Genomic DNA, 16,418 nt, shown 5'->3' with positions numbered 1-16,418 from the left:
CAAGTCGGCGCTCGCGGGTTCAGCCGCCCGGATTCTCGGTACGCGCGGCGACGACCGCCTCGGCGATCTGGGCCGACTCGGCGTCGGTGAGCCGGTGGGTGCCGGCCGCCGTCGCGGTCATCACCACCGGGAAGATCCGGCGGGTCAGATCCGGGCCGCCGGTGGCGGTGTCGTCGTCGGCGGCGTCGTACAGCGCCTCCACCGCGAGACGGACCGCGTCGGCGCTACTCAGCCCGGAACGGTACCGCTTCTTCAGAGCCGCCTTCGCGAACAGCGACCCGGAGCCGATCGCGTCGAAACCGGTGGTCTCGTACGGACCGCCGGTGACGTCGAAGCTGAAGATCCGGCCGGCCTCGGCCGGATCGGTCGCGGCCAGGTCGAACCCGGCGAACAGCGGCACCACGGCCAGCCCTTGCAGCGCGGCACCGAGGTTGTTGCGGATCATCGACGCGAGGCGGTTCGCTTTGCCGTCCAGGGAGAGGACGGCGCCCTCCATCTTCTCGTAGTGCTCCAGCTCGACCTGGAACAGCCGCATCAGCTCGATGCCGATGCCGGCGGTGCCGGCGATGCCGATCAGCGAGTAGGCGTCAGCGGGGTGCACCTTCTCGATGTCCCGGTTGGCGATCAGGTTGCCCATTGTCGCCCGGCGGTCACCGGCCATCACCACGCCTTCGGCGGTGACGAGCGTGACGATCGTCGTGGCGTGCGGGCCGACGTCCGCGGACAGCCCGGGCGGCAGTGGGCGGCGCCCCGGCAGCAGATCCGGTGCGGCCGACGCCAGGAACTGGGTGAAGGAGGACGTTCCCGCGTTGGTGAACACGTCCGGAAGGCGTCCGGATGGATCGAATCCCGCTGCCACGTGGTCCCTCTCTGCATAACGTGATCGCCTGACCGGGCCGCCCGTGCCGGCACGGCGCCGGTCGAGGCCACCGGTGTGTTGAAGCAGACTAGCGTGCGCACCCGGTGGGTGCGATCTTCACCGCCGGCGAGCTACTCGCCGCCCTTCTGTACGTAGCCGCGGACGAACTCCTCGGCGTTCTCTTCGAGCACCGAGTCGATCTCGTCGAGCAGGTCATCGACGTCCTCGGTGATCTCGGCGTGCCGCTGCGCGGCCTCCGGATCCGTCTCGGTGACCGTCTCGTCGACTTCCTCGGCCCGGCGGGACTTGCCGGACTGGGACTGACCGCCGCTGTCACGGGTAGCCATCAGGTGCCTCCTCCACACGATCGCCTAGGTGAAACTTACCTCGCGGTGGCGACGGAACCGGCCGGCGTCGGCCACGTTCGCGCCAAGCGAACCTGGCCGGCTCAGCCTCCGGTGAGCACCTCCAGCAGGTCCTTCGCGCTGGCGCACCGGTCGAACAGGTCGCCCACGTGGACCTGAGTCCCCCGCTCCGGCTCCATCATCGGCACCCGGACCAGCGACTCCCGGCCCACGTCGAAGATGACCGAGTCCCAGCTGGCGGCGACCACCTCGGAGGCGTACTGCGCCAGGCACCGGCCCCGGAAGTAGGCCCGGGTGTCCGGTGGCGGCTCGACCATCGCGGCGCGGGTGGCGCTGTCGTCGAGCAGGGTACGCATCGCTCCCCGACCCACCAGGCGGTGGTAGAGGCCCTTCTCCGGCCTCACGTCGGCGTACTGCAGGTCGACCAGCTGCAGTTTCGGCGAGGCCCAGGTGAGCCCTTCCCGCTCCCGGTAGCCGTCGAGCAGCCGCAGCTTCGCGACCCAGTCCAGCTCCTGCGCGCAGGACATCACATCCCGTCCCAGCCGGTCGAGCACGTCCTCCCAGCGGTCCAGCACGTCGGCCGTGGCCTCGTCGAGGTCGGTACCGTACCGGTCGTCGACGAACGCCCTGGCCCGTTCGTAGAACGCCCACTGCAGGTCGAGCGCAGTGAGCCGGCGGCCGTCGCGCAGCCGCATCAGATGCGCCAGGGACGGGTCGTGGCTCACCGCCTTGAGCTCGGCCACCGGGTCGGCGATGCCGAGATCGGCGCCGAGCGCCTTCTCCTCGATCATGGTCAGGATCAACGAGGTGGTGCCGACCTTCAGGTAGGTGGAGATCTCCGAAAGGTTGGCGTCGCCGATGATCACGTGCAGCCGGCGGTACTTGTCGGCGTCGGCGTGCGGTTCGTCCCGGGTGTTGATGATCGGCCGCTTCAGCGTGGTTTCCAGGCCGACCTCGACCTCGAAGAAGTCGGCCCGCTGGGAGATCTGGAACCCGGTCTGGGAGCCGTCCTGGCCGATGCCGACCCGACCCGCCCCGCAGACGATCTGCCGGGTGACGAAGAACGGCGTCAGGTACGCCACGATGTCGGCGAACGGTGTCTGCCGACGCATCAGGTAGTTCTCGTGGGAGCCGTAGCTGGCGCCCTTGTTGTCGGTGTTGTTCTTGTACAGCTGGATGGGGTGCGAACCGGGGATGGTCGCCGCGCGGCGGGCCGCCTCCGCCATGACCCGCTCCCCCGCCTTGTCCCACCGGACCAGGTCCAGCGGGTTGGTGACCTCGGGGGTGGAGTACTCGGGGTGGGCGTGGTCGACGTAGAGCCGGGCACCGTTGGTGAGGATCACGTTGGCCAGGCCGAGATCCTCGTCGGCGAGGGCCTCCGCCGGGTCGTAGGCGGCCCCCGAGTAGGTGAAGCCGCGGGCGTCACGTAGCGGCGATTCCTCCTCGTAGTCCCACCGGGCCCGGCCGCCCCGGTTCAGTTCGGGTCGGGCACCGTAGGCGTTGACCACCTGTGAGGAGGTGACCATCGGGTTGGCTCCGGGCTGGCCGGGCACGGAGATGCCGTACTCCACCTCGGTGCCCATGATCCGCCGCACACTCATGCCGTTACCTCATCGCTTCCGTCGGCGCCCGTCATGTCGAGCGTAGTCCGCGCACCGACGGAACCGGACGTTGGCGTGTCCGCGTGGTCACGCGGGGCGCGTCGGACACCGGTCCCGCGGCGCGGTCGAGTCGCGCCGCGTAACCGGTGTCCCGCACCCCGAAACGGGGTGCGGGACACCGGACCGTGGTCAGAGGTACTGCCCGGTGTTGCTGGCCGTCTCGATCGACCGGCCGGCCTCCGCGCCCTTGCCGCCGGAGACAAGGGTACGGATGTAGACGATCCGTTCCCCCTTCTTACCGGAGATCCGGGCCCAGTCGTCCGGGTTGGTGGTGTTCGGCAGGTCCTCGTTCTCCCGGAACTCGTCGACGCACGCGTCGAGCAGGTGCTGCAGCCGCAGACCCTTGCGCCCGGAGGTGAGGAACTCCTTGATCGCCATCTTCTTGCCCCGGTCGACGATGTTCTGGATCATCGCGCCGGAGTTGAAGTCCTTGAAGTACAGGACCTCCTTGTCCCCGTTGGCGTAGGTCACCTCGAGGAACCGGTTCTCGTCGGTCTCCGAGTACATCCGCAGCACCACGGCGTCGATCATGGCTGCCACGGTGGCCTGCGGATCGTCGCCGTGCTCGGTGAGGTCGTCCGGGTGCAGCGGCAGCCCGGTGAGGATGTACTTGGAGAAGATGTCCTTGGCCGCCTCGGCGTCCGGACGCTCGATCTTGATCTTGACGTCCAGCCGGCCGGGCCGCAGGATCGCGGGATCGATCATGTCCTCCCGGTTGGAGGCACCGATCACGATCACGTTCTCCAGGCCCTCGACCCCGTCGATCTCGCTCAGCAGCTGCGGAACGATGGTGTTCTCCACGTCCGAGGAGACACCGGAGCCCCGGGTCCGGAAGACCGAGTCCATCTCGTCGAAGAACACGATCACCGGGGTACCTTCGCCGGCCTTCTCCCGGGCCCGCTGGAAAATCAGCCGGATGTGCCGCTCGGTCTCACCGACGTACTTGTTGAGCAGCTCCGGGCCCTTGATGTTGAGGAAGAAGCTGGTGTGCTTCTCCTCACCCCGCCGCTCGGCGATCTTCTTGGCCAGCGAGTTGGCCACCGCCTTGGCGATCAGCGTCTTGCCGCACCCGGGCGGACCGTAGAGCAGGATGCCCTTCGGTGGACGCAGATGGTGCTCACGGAACAGCTCCGCGTGCAGGAACGGCAGCTCGACCGCGTCCCTGATCTGCTCGATCTGGGCGTGCAGGCCGCCGATGTCGGTGTAGTCGACGTCCGGCACCTCCTCCAGCACCAGCTCCTCGACCTCGCTCTTCGGTATCCGCTCGTAGGCGTACGCCGACCGCGGCTCGATCATCAGCGAGTCGCCAGCCCGCAGCGCGCTGCCGACCAGCGTCTGCGCCAGATGCACCACCCGCTCCTCGTCGGCGTGCGAGATGACCAGGGCACGGTCACTCGGCTCGCCGGTCGGATTGTCGAGGAGTTCCTTGAGCATCACCACCTCACCGACCCGCTCGTAGCCGAACGCGTCGACCACGTTGAGCGCGTCGTTGAGCAGGACCTCCTGGCCGCGTTGGAGCTCGTCGGCGTCCAACGAGGGAGAGAGCGCCACCCGTAGCTTCCGGCCACCGGTGAAGACGTCCACCGTGCCGTCCGCGTGTCGGGCCAGGAAGACGCCGTACCCGCTGGGCGGTTGCGCCAGCCGGTCGATCTCCTCCTTGAGCGTGACGATCTGGGCCCTGGCTTCCTTGAGGGTCGCCACGAGCCGTTCGTTGTTCTCGGTCAGTCGGGCCAGCTGCGCCTGCGCTGCCGCCAGCCGTTCCTCGAGCTGCCGCACGTGTCGGGGGCTTTCGGTCAACTTGCGCCGCACCAGAGCGAGTTCCTCTTGAAGAAACGCGACCTGGGTGGAGAGATCGTGGGCCTCCTTCTCCCACCGTGCGGCGCGCGAATCCGCGTCGTCGCTGCGTGCCACGTCCCACCTCCCCGGGGGCTAAAACGTACTGCCCTAACACTAGCCGTTTGCCGGACGTTTCGAACCCACGCAACACAGTCGTCCCACAACCTTGATCGCTCGGGCACGTCACAAGCGGCCGACGGACGCCTGGCCGGCCGGTCCCACGGCGTGTCGGGTACCGTCGGGACGCGAGGACGGGCACGACCCAGGGAGGTGCGCGGTGACGACCCCGACCGAGACCCGGTCCCCCGGAGAGCCGGGCGAAACGGCATCAACCGACACGGAGCTGCAGGTCTGGGTCGACCAGGACCTCTGCACCGGAGACGGGCTGTGCGTGCAGTACGCCCGGGACGTCTTCGAGTTCGACATCGACGGGCTCGCCTACGTCAAGGACGCCTCCGGGGAACTGCAGGTCGCCGAGGGCGCCCGGGTCGCCGTCCCCGAACGGCTGCGGCTCGACGTGATCGACGCGGCCAAGGACTGCCCCGGCGAGTGCATCCACGTGGTCCGCGCGGACGACCAGACCGAGGTGTCCGGACCGGACGCCGGCTAGCCACCCGGTCTACCGGTACGGCTCGCTGCCCGCCGGTACGGCCACCTACCTGCGATGGGTGACCCACATCACAGCAGCGGCCGGCCCGCCACCGAGGCGACCACCCGGGCGAACTCCTCGAGCCGCGCGATCTGCCCCGAACCACCGTCGTCGAGCGTCTTGCCGAACCGCAGCGCGTCGTGCCGGGGGCCGAGATGCTCCTCGGGTTGCGTCTCGTCCTGCGAACTGAGCAGCAGGTAGACGTCGACGCTGTCCACCCGGATCTGCCCGTTCGGCGTACGGGTCAGCCGACGGCGGCAGCCGACCTCGGTGACCGTGGACAACGGCACCACCCGTAACGACGACGTCATCGACCCGACCGGCCCGTCCCCCGGCGGGACGTCCTCACCGTGCCACAGGACCATCCGGCTGCCGTCGCAGATCGCCACCTCCTGCCAGACCCCGTTGACCTCGTTGACGAACCGCTCGAGGGTGAAGGCGAGAACCTCGGCGCCCGCCAGTACGCCACCGAGCGCCTCCAGCGCGACGTCCGGGTCCCGCAGGTACGCCCGGCTGGCCGCGTCCAGGTCCGGATAGGGCGACCAGTCGGGGAAGACCGCCGGCAACTCGCCACCACCGAACGCGGGCCGGCTCATGCCGGCCCCGTCCCGGCCACCGTGCCCAGCGACGGGGCCGGCCCTTCGGCCCGGTCGGGTGACGCCGGACCGGCGGCGTCGGGCGGCACCGGCGCACCGGTCTGGTCCCGGCGGCGCGCCGCGTACGCCTCCGCTCCCTTGCTCGGCTTGCGCCGCCGCGGCGGCGCGCTGACCCCCGGTGCCAACCGGCGGGCCGACACCAGAAACGCGGTATGCCCGATCATCCGGTGGTCGGGCCGCACCGCCAACCCGTCGACATGCCAGTCCCGCACCAACGACTCCCACGCCCGAGGCTCGGTGAACCCGCCGGCGGCGCGCAACGCCTCGACCAGTTCGCTCAGCTGCGGCGTGGTGGCGACGTAGCCGACGAAGACCCCGCCGGGCAGCAACGCCCGGGCCACCAGGTCCAGCACCTCCCACGGCGTCAGCATGTCCAGGATGATCCGGTCGAAGCCGACCTCCGGGCAGGACGCGACGTCACCGACGTGCAGCCGCCAGGCCGGGTGCGGGCCGCCGAAGAACGCCTGCACGTTCGCCCGGGCCACCTCGGCGAAGTCCGCCCGGGCCTCGTACGAGTGCACCTCACCGTCGGTGCCGACGGCGCGCAGCAGCGAACAGGTCAGCGCGCCCGACCCGGCACCGGCCTCCAGCACCCGGGCCCCCGGGAACACATCACCCATCGCCACGATCTGAGCGGCGTCCTTCGGATAGATCACCTGAGCCCCGCGCGGCATGCTCAGCACGTAGTCGGCCAGCAGCGGCCGCAGCGCGAGGTACGCGGTACCGCCGGCCGACGTCACCACGCTGCCTTCGGGCAGGCCGATCAACTCGTCGTGCGACAGGGCACCGCGATGGGTGTGGAACGACCGACCGGCAGCGAGCGTGACGGTGTGCATACGCCCCTTCGGGTCGGTCAACTGCACCCGGTCGCCCGGCTGGAAGGGGCCACGCCGGGTGGAGATCGGCGTGGTACTGACATCGCCGGATGCCACGGCGGTCGGCGGAGGGGTCACTGGCTCATCTTTCGGGTCGGTTCCAACAACTGCGCCAGATCGGCGACGTGCAGCACGCCGATCACGTCCTCGCCCCGGGTCACCAGGTACTGCGCGCCCGGATGTTCCTGCACGGTACGGACCACCTGCTCGCCGGTGAGGTCGACCGGGATCCGGCGGACCCCGTCGATACCGCGCGCGACGGTGTCGACCGCCACCCACGGACGGCGCTCCGGCGGAACCGCAGCGGCCGCAGCCCGGTCCACCAGCGCCACCAACCGGCCGAACGAGTTCGTCACCGCCATGGCCGGCTCCCGCCCACCCGGTTGCGCCGGGTGGGCGCCGGCGACCCGGCGCTGCGCCTCAGCCAACGGCGTCCCGCTCGGCACCGGAAAGACCGGCCGGGCGAGCGCCGCCAGGTCGACCAGTGGGAACCGGCGGCCGATGCGCGCGACCCGGATCGACTGGCCGGCACCCTGCCAGAGGGTGAACGCCACCAGCAGCATGAAGATCAGCCCGAACGGGGACAGGATACCGGCCAGCGTGAGCAGCACCACCAGGCCGGCGGTGCCCGCCGCAACGGCCCGACCGACCCAACCGGCGGCCTCGGTGCCGACGTGGCGGTCCCTGGTCACCGCCCAGACCGCGGCACGCAGCGCGCGCCCGCCGTCTAGGGGCAGCCCCGGCAACGCGTTGAACACCGCCACCAGCAGGTTCGCCGCCGCCAACTGGAACGCCAACTGGTTGATCAACGTACGGTCCGGCAGCAGCACGGTCGCCACCACCGAGACCAGGCCCAGGACCAGCGACACCGCCGGACCCGCCAGCGACACCAGCAGGTCGACCTTGGGGGTCGGGGCGTCCCGGTCCATCTCGGTGTAGCCGCCGAGCATCTCCAGGGTGATCCCGCGGACCCCGATGCCGTAGCGGCGGGCGGTCAACGCGTGCCCCAGCTCGTGCAGCAGCACCGAACCGAGCAGGCAGACCACGAAGCCCAGGCCGACCGCGTAGCGGGCCGGCTGCGGCACGTCCAACTGGGTGCGGACGAACTCGCCGTACAGCACGGTGACCAGGATCGCCAGGAACAGCACCGAGGTGTGGAGGTGCACCGGGAAGCCGAGCACCCGGCCGAGGCTGATCCCCGGCCGCCGGTCAGGGCGCCGGTCGGGGCGTTTCGCGGTGTCCTCCATCGGGTTGATGCTACGGAACGCCGTACCGGCCGGCGCGCACGGTTTGTCGCCGCGCCGCCGGCCGGACTGTCACAGCGGTGCCATACCCTGCGTGCATGACAATCGGCCCGGACATCGCGCCCGACGTCGAACCACCCCGGCTGGCCACGTTGTCGCCGTCGCGGGCGGCCGATTTCAAGACCTGCCCGCTGCTGTACCGGTTCCGCAGCATCGACCGGCTGCCCGAGCGAACCACCGTCGACCAGGCCCGGGGCACCCTGGTCCACGCCGTCCTGGAGCGTCTGTTCGATCTGCCGGCCGACCAGCGCACCCCGGCGGCGGCCGCCGACCTGGTCGCCCCGCAGTGGCAACGGCTGCTGGACACCGACCCGACGCTGGCCGACGTCGTCACCACCGGGCCGGCGGAGCCGACGCCGGACGAGCAGGCGGGCCGCCCGGAGCTGGACGAGTTCCTGGCCGCCGCCCGACACCTGCTCGACGGTTACTTCACCGTCGAGGATCCCCGCCGGCTGGAACCGGCCGAACGGGAGAGCCTGGTCAACGCGGTGGTCGACGGGCAGCTGCTGATCCGCGGCTACATCGACCGGCTGGACGTCTCCCCCGCCGGGGACCTGCGGGTGGTCGACTACAAGACCGGCGGTGCCCCCCGAGAGGCGTTCGAGTCCCGGGCGCTGTTCCAGCTCAAGTTCTACGCTCTGGTGCTGTGGCGTACCCGTGGCGTCGTCCCCCGGGTGCTCCGGCTGCTGTACCTGCGCGACGCCGAGATCTGCGACTACACGCCGGACGCCGAGGAGCTGCAGCGGTTCGAACGCACCGTCCTGGCGCTGTGGCGGGCGATCCTGCAGGCCACCGAGAGCCGGGACTTCCGCCCCAAACAGAGCCGGCTCTGCGACTGGTGCAGCTACCAGGCGTACTGCCCGGTGTATGGCGGGACCCCGCCGCCCTTTCCCGACCTGGCGCAGGACCTGGTCTCCTCCTGAGGGAGGAGACCAGGTTCGCACCGTGGTGGGCGCGACGCCACCGCCGTACCGGATACCGTCGCGACATGGAGCCCACCGAGCCGGACCGGTCCACCGGACCGCACGGGTCGCGGTGGTGGCGGTGGTGGTGGCGGTGGTGGCGTACGGCCCGGGGCGCCGGCACGACCGGACCGGTGCCGCCGGTGCTGGCCCGCGACGGCCTGCTCGCCGCCACGGTCGTCGGGGTCGATCTGGCCCTCCAGGCGCTCGGGCCGACCGGTCAGCCCGGCCCGAACCTCGGCTGGCCGGCCGTCGTCGGCTGGAGCCTGATCGCGGCGGCGCCGATCGCGGCACGCCGGGTCGTCGTCTGGCCGGCCGTGCTGGCCAGCGCCGCGATGGTGGCCGTCCCGCTGCTGACCGGCCACGAACCGGTGAGCATGGCGCTCGCCCTGATGATCCTGACCTACACCGCGGCCTGCTGGCTGGCGCTGCGCCCGGCGGTCGTCGCCACCGCCGTACTGTGGCTGCCGGTGCTGACCGTCAACGCGGCGCTGCCACAGGGTGCCGAAATGCCGGGAATCTCCCGGTTGTACCTGCTGTTCGTCAACGGACTGACCATGCTGGTCGCCTTCTTCATCGGGCGGACCGTGCACGCCCGTCGGTCGGCGACGCGGACGCTGGCCGAACGCGCCCGGGTGGCCGAGGAGAACCAGCGGGCGGCCGCGGACCAGGCGGTCGCCGACGAACGGCGGCGGATCGCCCGGGAGCTGCACGACGTCGTGGCCCACCACGTCAGCGTCATGGGGGTGCTGGCCACCGGTGCCCGTCGGGTGCTGCACCGCGACCCGGCCGCCGCCGACGAGGCGCTCGGCACCATCGCCGACACCAGCCGCAGCACGCTACGGGAGATGCGTCGGCTGCTCGACGTCCTGCGCACCGACGCCGAACCGGCCGACGCCGAGCTCACCCCGCAGCCAGGGCTCGGCGGCATCGAGTCCCTGGTCGAGCAGATCCGCGAGGCGGGTCTGCCGGTGACCCTGCGGATCGACGGGGTACCCGGGGACCTGGATCCCGGCGTGACGCTGACCCTCTACCGGATCGTCCAGGAGGCGCTCACCAACGCGCTCAAGCACGCCGGAGCGGCAACCGCCGAGGTGCGGCTCAGCTTCGGCGTCTACTGGCTGATCGTCGAGGTGTTCGACACCGGCCGCGGTCCCGGTCCGGACCGCGGCCGGGTCGGGCACGGTCTGGTCGGAATGCGGGAGCGGGTGGCCCTGTACGGTGGCACGCTGCGGACCGGCCCGCGCCCGGGCGGCGGCTTCCGCATCTACGCCAAGCTGCCGATGGAGCAGCTGGGGGCGGCTACCCGACAAGGAGCACCGTGACCGAACCCGGCATCGCCGCGCCGTCCACCACCCGTCCGGTCCGGATCCTGCTCGCCGACGATCAACCGCTGCTGCGCACCGGATTCCGGATGGTCCTCGGCGCCGAGGACGACCTGGACATCGTCGGCGAGGCGGCGGACGGGGCGGAAGCCGTCGACCTGGCCCGCCGGCTCCTGCCCGACGTCGTGCTGATGGACATCCGGATGCCCCGGATGGACGGGGTGGCGGCGACCCGGGCGATCGTCGACGCCCGGCTGCCGGTCCGGGTCCTCATCCTCACCACTTTCGACCTCGACGAGTACGTGGTGGGGGCGCTGCGCGCCGGTGCCAGCGGCTTCCTGGCCAAGGACGTGCCCGCCGAGGACCTGGTGGCCGCCATCCGGACAGTAGCGGTCGGTGAGGCCGTGGTGGCTCCCCGGATCCTGCGCCGGCTGTTGGACAAGTTCGCGCTCACCCTGCCCGATCCGGACGCGGCGCCGCCGAAGGCGCTGGACGTGCTCACCGAACGGGAACGTGAAGTGCTCATTCAGATGGCCCGAGGACTGTCCAACGCCGAGATCGCCAGCACCCTGTCGGTCAGCGAAACCACCATCAAGACCCACGTCGGACACGTGCTGACCAAACTCCGACTGCGGGACCGGGTCCAGGCCGTGGTGCTGGCGTACGAGTCCGGCCTGGTCCGCCCTGGCGGATGAGTCCGGCCCGAGCCTGCCCTGGCGGATGAGTCCGGCCCGAGCCTGCCCTGGCGGATGAGTCCGGCCCGCCGGGATCATTCTCAGGTCGGAGGAGCGCCCCCGTCACGGGCGGAGTGGTGAACCGTTCCCGGGCAGGACCCGGGCAGGGCGACCGGAACATACCGTTGGCGGCAGACAACAACGGTAGGAGTCTCCGACGTGACAACGACGACAGCGACCGGACCAGCCGCCCGGGCAGCCGACGTGTGGAAGGTGTACGGCACCGGCGAAGCCCAGGTGATCGCCCTGCACGGCGTCACCCTCGACCTGGAACCCGCCCGGTTCACCGCCATCATGGGGCCGTCCGGCTCGGGCAAGTCCACTTTGATGCACTGCCTCGCCGGGCTCGACACCGTCACCCGCGGCACCATCACCATCGGCGACACCACTGTCACCGGACTCAACGACACCGGGCTGACCAGACTCCGCCGGGACAAGCTCGGCTTCATCTTCCAGCAGTTCAACCTCCTCCCCACGCTCACCGCCGAGGAGAACATCCTGCTGCCCATGGCGATCGCCGGCCGCAAACCCGACCCCGCCTGGTTCGACACCGTCATCGACACCGTCGGCCTGCGTGACCGCCTGCACCACCGACCCACCCAACTGTCCGGCGGCCAGCAGCAGCGGGTCGCCTGTGCCCGCGCCCTCGTCGCCCGCCCCGACGTCGTCTTCGCCGACGAACCGACCGGCAACCTCGACTCCCGCGCCGGCGCCGACGTCCTCGGCTTCCTACGCAACTCGGTACGCGACCACCAGCAGACCATCGTCATGGTCACCCACGACCCGGTCGCCGCCTCCTACTCCGACCGCGTCGTCTTCCTCTCCGACGGCCGTATCGTCGACGAGCTACAGCAGCCGACCGCCGAGGCGGTCCTCGACCGGCTGAAGGGCCTCGACGTCGCGGCGATCGAGCAGGAGCAGGTTTGATGCTGCGCGCCACGTTGAAGAGTCTGCTCTCCCGCAAACTGCGGCTGGTGCTGTCCGCAGTGGCGATCGTCCTCGGGGTGCTGTTCGTTTCCAGCGCCACGGTGCTCACCGACAGCTTGAGCAGCCGCTTCGAACGGCTCTTCCAGACCGTCAACGCGGACGTCGCCGTACAGGTGCAGGCGGCCGACACGGCCGGTCAGCAAGCGGAGCCGCCGCTGCTGACCGACGCTGACCTGAATCGCATCGCCGCTGTCAACGGGGTGGCGTCGGTGACCGGTGACGCCAGCTCTACCGGGGTGATCCCGTTCCGGGCCGCCGACGGCAAGGCGGTGCCGAGCCAGGCACCGCAGCTGGGCATCGGCCTGACCGCCGCCGGCGACGACGACGCGCTGCTCCAAATCGCCGAGGGACGCACGCCCAGCGCCGACGACGAGGTCGCGGTGACCCGGTTGACCGCCGAGCAGGCCGGCGTCACGGTCGGCGACCAGCTCCGGGTGTACGTCTCCAGCGCCTACCAGGCCAGCGAGTACGACGTGGTGGGCCTGCTGGAGTACAGCGGGGGCAGGTCCACCCTCGGTGGCGAGACACTGGTCGCCTTCACCGTACCACAGGCACAGCAGTTGTTCTACGGCGAGGCCGGGGTGTTCGGCACGGCACAGTTGACCGCCGACCCCGGTGTCACCGACGACGAGCTCAAGCGGCTGGTGGCCGACGAGCTGCCCGCCGGGTTCGAGGCGGTGACCGGCGCAGAGCTCGCCGACGAGCAGGCGTCCCAGTTCACCCAGCTGCTGACCTTCGTCAACTGGTTCTTCCTCGGGTTCGCGCTGATCGCGTTGCTGGTCGGCATGTTCCTGATCTTCAACACGTTCAACATCCTGGTCGCGCAGCGGTCCCGCGAGCTGGCCCTGCTCCGGGCACTGGGTGCCAGCTGGGCCCAGGTCACCTCGGCGGTGCTGATCGAGGCGCTGGTCGTCGGCGTGATCGCGGCCACCCTCGGCCTGGCCGCCGGCATCGGCGTCGCCGCCGGCCTGCAGTTCCTGGCGGTCGAAGCGCTGTCGCTGCCCGCTGGCGGGTTGATCGTCTCACCGGTCGCGATCCTGGCGTCCTACCTGGTCGGTGTACTGATGACCATGGTCGCGGCGTTGATTCCGGCGATCCGCGCCTCGGCGGTTCCGCCGGTGGCCGCGATGCGCGACGTGGTCCGCCCGGACCGGCCGCTGACCGGGCTCACCACTACCGGCGGGGTGGTCACCGCGCTCGGCGCGGGGCTGCTGGCCGTGGGTCTGATCGGTGTCTCCGGGCTGACCGCCGTCGCGCTCGGCGGTGGCGTGCTGCTGTCGATCATCGGCGTGGCGCTGCTGTCGCCCGCCCTCACCCGTCCGGTGGCCGGCACCGTCGGTCGCCTGGTCAGCTGGGGTACGGCGACCGGTCTCGGCCGACGCAACACGCTGCGCAACCCGCGGCGTACCGCTGTCACCGCCGCTGCCCTGATGATCGGGGTGACCCTGGTCAGCACCATCGCGGTGATCGGGTCGTCGTTGAAGGCAACCACCACCGACCTGGTGGAGAACGGCCTCGGGGCCGAGATCATCATCTTGACCAACGGCCAGCAACTGCCGACCGGGCGGGAGGGTTTCGATCCCGCACGCCTCGACCAGGTAGCCGAGATCGACGGTGTGACCGGCACCGTCGCGTACCACATCGCGATACTGACCGCCGACGGCCGCCCCAACCAGCTCATCTCCGCCACCGACCTGTCACAGGCCGGCCCGATGTTCGCTCTCGAGACCGTACAGGGCCGCCTCGACGCCGGCGACGGCGAGACGGTGGTCGACGTGAACACCGCGCAATCCAACGGATGGACGGTCGGCGACGACATCGTCATCGACATGCCGCGTGGCGGCGAACGGGCCTACGAACTCGTCGGCGTCTACCGCACCGCGCTCACCGCCGGGCTGATCCTGCCCGAGTCCCAGGTGCAGTACCTCGCCGGGCCGCTGGCCTACCAGGGGTTCGTCGCCACCACCCCGGACGCCGACGTGCAGCGGATCGTCGCCGAGACCGAGGCGCTGATGGCCGACTACCCGTTGGTGACGGTCGGCGACCGCAGCAGCTTCGTCGAGCAGCAGAACCAGCTGGTCGACATCCTGCTCAGCATCTTCTACGTACTGCTGGCCCTCGCAGTGCTGGTGGCCTTCATCGGAATCGTCAACACCCTGGTGCTGAGCATCTACGAACGCACCCGGGAACTCGGGCTGCTACGCGCGGTAGGGATGAGCCGACGCCAGGTCCGCCGGATGGTCCGCGTCGAATCACTGCTGATGGCGGTCTTCGGCTGCCTGCTCGGTGTGGCGTTGGGCGTGGCGCTCGGACTGGCCGCGTCGTTCGCAATGCGCAGCCAGGACGTGCTGTCGGTGGTCAGCGTGCCGGTCGGCCAACTCGTCGGGTTCGTCGTCGCCGCCGCGCTGGCCGGCGTGGTCGCTGCCTGGTGGCCGGCCTGGCGGGCGTCCCGGTTGAACGTACTGCAGGCGATCTCGCACGAGTGACCGACCAGGCCGGTTGACGGGCAGCCCGAACCGGGCTGCCCGTCAACCGGCCGCCACGGGCAGATCGGCCCGGTACGCGGCGAGCAGCGCGGTCAGATCGGCCACCGTCACGTCGCACAGACTGGCCCGTACCTGGACCCGGTCCGGCACCGGGAACGCCGCCTCGGCCGGCACCGCGAGCACCGCCGCCCCGGCGGCGTGCGCGCTGGCCACCCCAGCCGGGGAATCCTCGACCGCCACGCAGTCCGTCGCCGACACGCCGAGGGCGGCTGCAGCGGCCAGGTACGGGGCCGGATCGGGTTTGGTCGCCGGCACCTCGTCGCCGCAGCACACCACGTCGAAGTTGTGCCGCCCGATGGTGTGCAGCGCCACGTCGACCAGGGCACGTTCGGTCGAGGTGACCAGCGCGGTACGGATGCCGGCCGCCCGGACGGCCCGGACCAGCTCGAAGGCGCCCGGCCGGGCCGGTAGGCCGACGCTGAACAGGGCGGTGACCCGACGGGTCAGCCAGGCTGCGCCGGCCGCCGGGTCCCGCCACGGCTGGTCCAGGTCCTCATGCAGCAGCCCCATCGTGGTGGCCATGTCCGAACCCACCATCGCCAACCGCGCCTCGGCGGACAGTTGCCCGCCGTAGTGCACGGCCAGCTCCCGCAGGGCCACGTCCCAGAGCTTCTCGCTGTCGATCAACGTTCCGTCCATGTCGAACAGGACGGCGGCGGGTGGCGGGGTATTCAGCGGAACCTCCCTGGTCCGGGAACGACGGGTTGTCCCACGATCCTGCCTGATCACAGCGCTGTCGCCCAGCCGGCGACGGCGACGGCGCAGGTCGCCGGCCGGCGTGAGTCAGGTCAGGTCACACCCGGCCAGCGACCGGTCATACCCGTTGAAGAAGGCTGCGCTCCGCTGGTCGGCGGTGCCGTGCGAGCCCTCCTCGAACCACGGTTGGTCGGGATCGTCCGCCACGCTCGCCAGACCGCGTTGGAACTCCTCCAGGTCACCGTCGTCGAGCTGCAGCGTGCCGTCGCGTACCGAGTCACCGAGATAGGCCCCGGCCAGACAGTCGGCGGCCAGCTCCCGCTGGATGCTGAACCGGTACTCCAGATCCAGCCGCACCTGGATGCCGTGCGCGTATTCATGGCCGATGAGGTAGAACAGGAACGAGTCGCCGACCGTCTGGAAGACATCGAATGCCCAGTTCGCATCGTAGGCGATGAACTCGGACCCGCTGGTCAGGCAGTAGACCGCGTTGTTGCGCGGAATGAGCTGGTCGCCGCAGCTCAGTTCGCCGTCGCGTTGGTAGGCGATCGCCTGCCCGATCGGCTCGAACGCCGCGCCGAACCCGGCGAACCGCTGCGACCAGTACTGGTCGGCGAGAGCTTCGGCCCCCGCGATGTCCTGCTCGAACTCCTCGACCGTGTCGGTGCCGTCGAGTGACCCGTCGGCCGCCCCGGTGGCACCGCCCCCGGGCACCGCCGGCTGGTTGGGTTCACCCGGCCCGGCGTCGGGCAGCGGCACCGCGGCGCAGGCCGCCGCCGCGACGACGGCGGCACACAACGCCACCAGCTGAAACCGGCTGCGGACACGGTCGCCGGGCTGACGCATACCGGCCTCCTCGCTCAGTTGTCGGACGGCGACGCGTGGCCGTCTGCGGTCCATGCTGCCCCAGTTGCGCAATACGTACGGCGTCGGTATGCGGATCAGGCCGACGGTGGAGCCGGC

At 70.7% G+C, this 16,418-nt stretch carries 15 protein-coding genes; 6 read left to right on the top strand and 9 right to left on the bottom strand.

Annotated elements, in window-relative coordinates; all coding sequences use genetic code 11:
- Nucleotides 1–19: 19 nt before the first annotated feature.
- The 4 genes from prcB to arc form a co-directional block, all read right to left on the bottom strand.
- The gene (prcB, locus tag O7610_RS06450) at nucleotides 20–859 is read right to left on the bottom strand and encodes a proteasome subunit beta (RefSeq protein WP_278169020.1); all 840 of its coding nucleotides are present in this window, start codon (nucleotides 857–859) and stop codon (nucleotides 20–22) included.
- A gap of 131 nt (nucleotides 860–990) precedes the next feature.
- The gene (locus tag O7610_RS06445; RefSeq protein ID WP_123601515.1) at nucleotides 991–1,206 is read right to left on the bottom strand and encodes a ubiquitin-like protein Pup; all 216 of its coding nucleotides are present in this window, start codon (nucleotides 1,204–1,206) and stop codon (nucleotides 991–993) included.
- Between the two features lie 101 nt (nucleotides 1,207–1,307).
- Nucleotides 1,308–2,825 (bottom strand): depupylase/deamidase Dop, encoded by a 1,518-nt coding sequence (gene dop / locus O7610_RS06440; RefSeq protein ID WP_348650078.1) that lies wholly within the window; start codon nucleotides 2,823–2,825, stop codon nucleotides 1,308–1,310.
- Between the two features lie 189 nt (nucleotides 2,826–3,014).
- Nucleotides 3,015–4,796, bottom strand: coding sequence for a proteasome ATPase (arc, locus tag O7610_RS06435; protein WP_281554813.1), 1,782 nt, complete (start codon nucleotides 4,794–4,796; stop codon nucleotides 3,015–3,017).
- A 268-nt stretch (nucleotides 4,797–5,064) separates the two neighbouring features.
- Here arc and O7610_RS06430 point away from each other — a divergent pair, with 268 nt between their 5' ends.
- The gene (locus tag O7610_RS06430) at nucleotides 5,065–5,331 is read left to right on the top strand and encodes a ferredoxin (protein ID WP_416555873.1); all 267 of its coding nucleotides are present in this window, start codon (nucleotides 5,065–5,067) and stop codon (nucleotides 5,329–5,331) included.
- A gap of 68 nt (nucleotides 5,332–5,399) precedes the next feature.
- Here the strand turns inward: O7610_RS06430 and O7610_RS06425 are convergent, their stop codons facing one another.
- The 3 genes from O7610_RS06425 to O7610_RS06415 are packed head-to-tail and all read right to left on the bottom strand — an operon-like array spanning nucleotide 5,400 to nucleotide 8,082.
- A complete protein-coding gene (locus O7610_RS06425) occupies nucleotides 5,400–5,966 on the bottom strand; it encodes a hypothetical protein (RefSeq protein WP_281554812.1) in 567 nt (188 codons plus the stop codon).
- Nucleotides 5,963–6,979 (bottom strand): tRNA (adenine-N1)-methyltransferase, encoded by a 1,017-nt coding sequence (locus O7610_RS06420; protein WP_502959081.1) that lies wholly within the window; start codon nucleotides 6,977–6,979, stop codon nucleotides 5,963–5,965. The genes O7610_RS06425 and O7610_RS06420 overlap by 4 nt, the downstream gene beginning before the upstream one ends.
- A complete protein-coding gene (locus O7610_RS06415; protein ID WP_475054811.1) occupies nucleotides 6,976–8,082 on the bottom strand; it encodes a site-2 protease family protein in 1,107 nt (368 codons plus the stop codon). Before O7610_RS06415 ends, O7610_RS06420 begins: the two co-directional genes overlap by 4 nt.
- Before the next feature lie 161 nt (nucleotides 8,083–8,243).
- On the opposite strand from O7610_RS06415, the gene O7610_RS06410 reads away from it, so the two are divergent.
- The 5 genes from O7610_RS06410 (at nucleotide 8,244) to O7610_RS06390 (ending at nucleotide 14,699) form a co-directional block, all read left to right on the top strand.
- Nucleotides 8,244–9,128 (top strand): RecB family exonuclease, encoded by an 885-nt coding sequence (locus O7610_RS06410; RefSeq protein WP_353850335.1) that lies wholly within the window; start codon nucleotides 8,244–8,246, stop codon nucleotides 9,126–9,128.
- A 65-nt stretch (nucleotides 9,129–9,193) separates the two neighbouring features.
- Entirely contained in the window at nucleotides 9,194–10,492 is a 1,299-nt protein-coding gene (locus tag O7610_RS06405) for a sensor histidine kinase (protein ID WP_289212808.1), read from the top strand.
- Nucleotides 10,489–11,187 (top strand): response regulator, encoded by a 699-nt coding sequence (locus tag O7610_RS06400; RefSeq protein WP_281554809.1) that lies wholly within the window; start codon nucleotides 10,489–10,491, stop codon nucleotides 11,185–11,187. The genes O7610_RS06405 and O7610_RS06400 overlap by 4 nt, the downstream gene beginning before the upstream one ends.
- A gap of 198 nt (nucleotides 11,188–11,385) precedes the next feature.
- On the top strand, nucleotides 11,386–12,153 hold the full coding sequence (locus O7610_RS06395; RefSeq protein WP_289212807.1) for an ABC transporter ATP-binding protein: 768 nt from the start codon (nucleotides 11,386–11,388) through the stop codon (nucleotides 12,151–12,153).
- A complete protein-coding gene (locus O7610_RS06390) occupies nucleotides 12,153–14,699 on the top strand; it encodes an ABC transporter permease (RefSeq protein WP_281554807.1) in 2,547 nt (848 codons plus the stop codon). The genes O7610_RS06395 and O7610_RS06390 overlap by 1 nt, the downstream gene beginning before the upstream one ends.
- Nucleotides 14,700–14,741: 42 nt before the next feature.
- Here O7610_RS06390 and O7610_RS06385 read toward each other — a convergent pair whose 3' ends face one another.
- Nucleotides 14,742–15,398 carry an HAD family hydrolase gene (locus tag O7610_RS06385; RefSeq protein ID WP_475052813.1) on the bottom strand — a complete coding sequence of 219 codons (657 nt, stop codon included), beginning with the start codon at nucleotides 15,396–15,398 and terminating at the stop codon, nucleotides 14,742–14,744.
- A 144-nt stretch (nucleotides 15,399–15,542) separates the two neighbouring features.
- Complete coding sequence (locus O7610_RS06380) at nucleotides 15,543–16,301, bottom strand: neutral zinc metallopeptidase (RefSeq protein ID WP_281554806.1); 759 nt, start codon at nucleotides 16,299–16,301, stop codon at nucleotides 15,543–15,545.
- Nucleotides 16,302–16,418 lie beyond the last annotated feature (117 nt).

Source organism: Solwaraspora sp. WMMA2065 (genome assembly GCF_030345075.1).
Classification (GTDB): domain Bacteria; phylum Actinomycetota; class Actinomycetes; order Mycobacteriales; family Micromonosporaceae; genus Micromonospora_E.
Note: the sequence above shows the minus strand (reverse complement) of the source record. Positions and strands in the feature narration are given on the sequence as shown.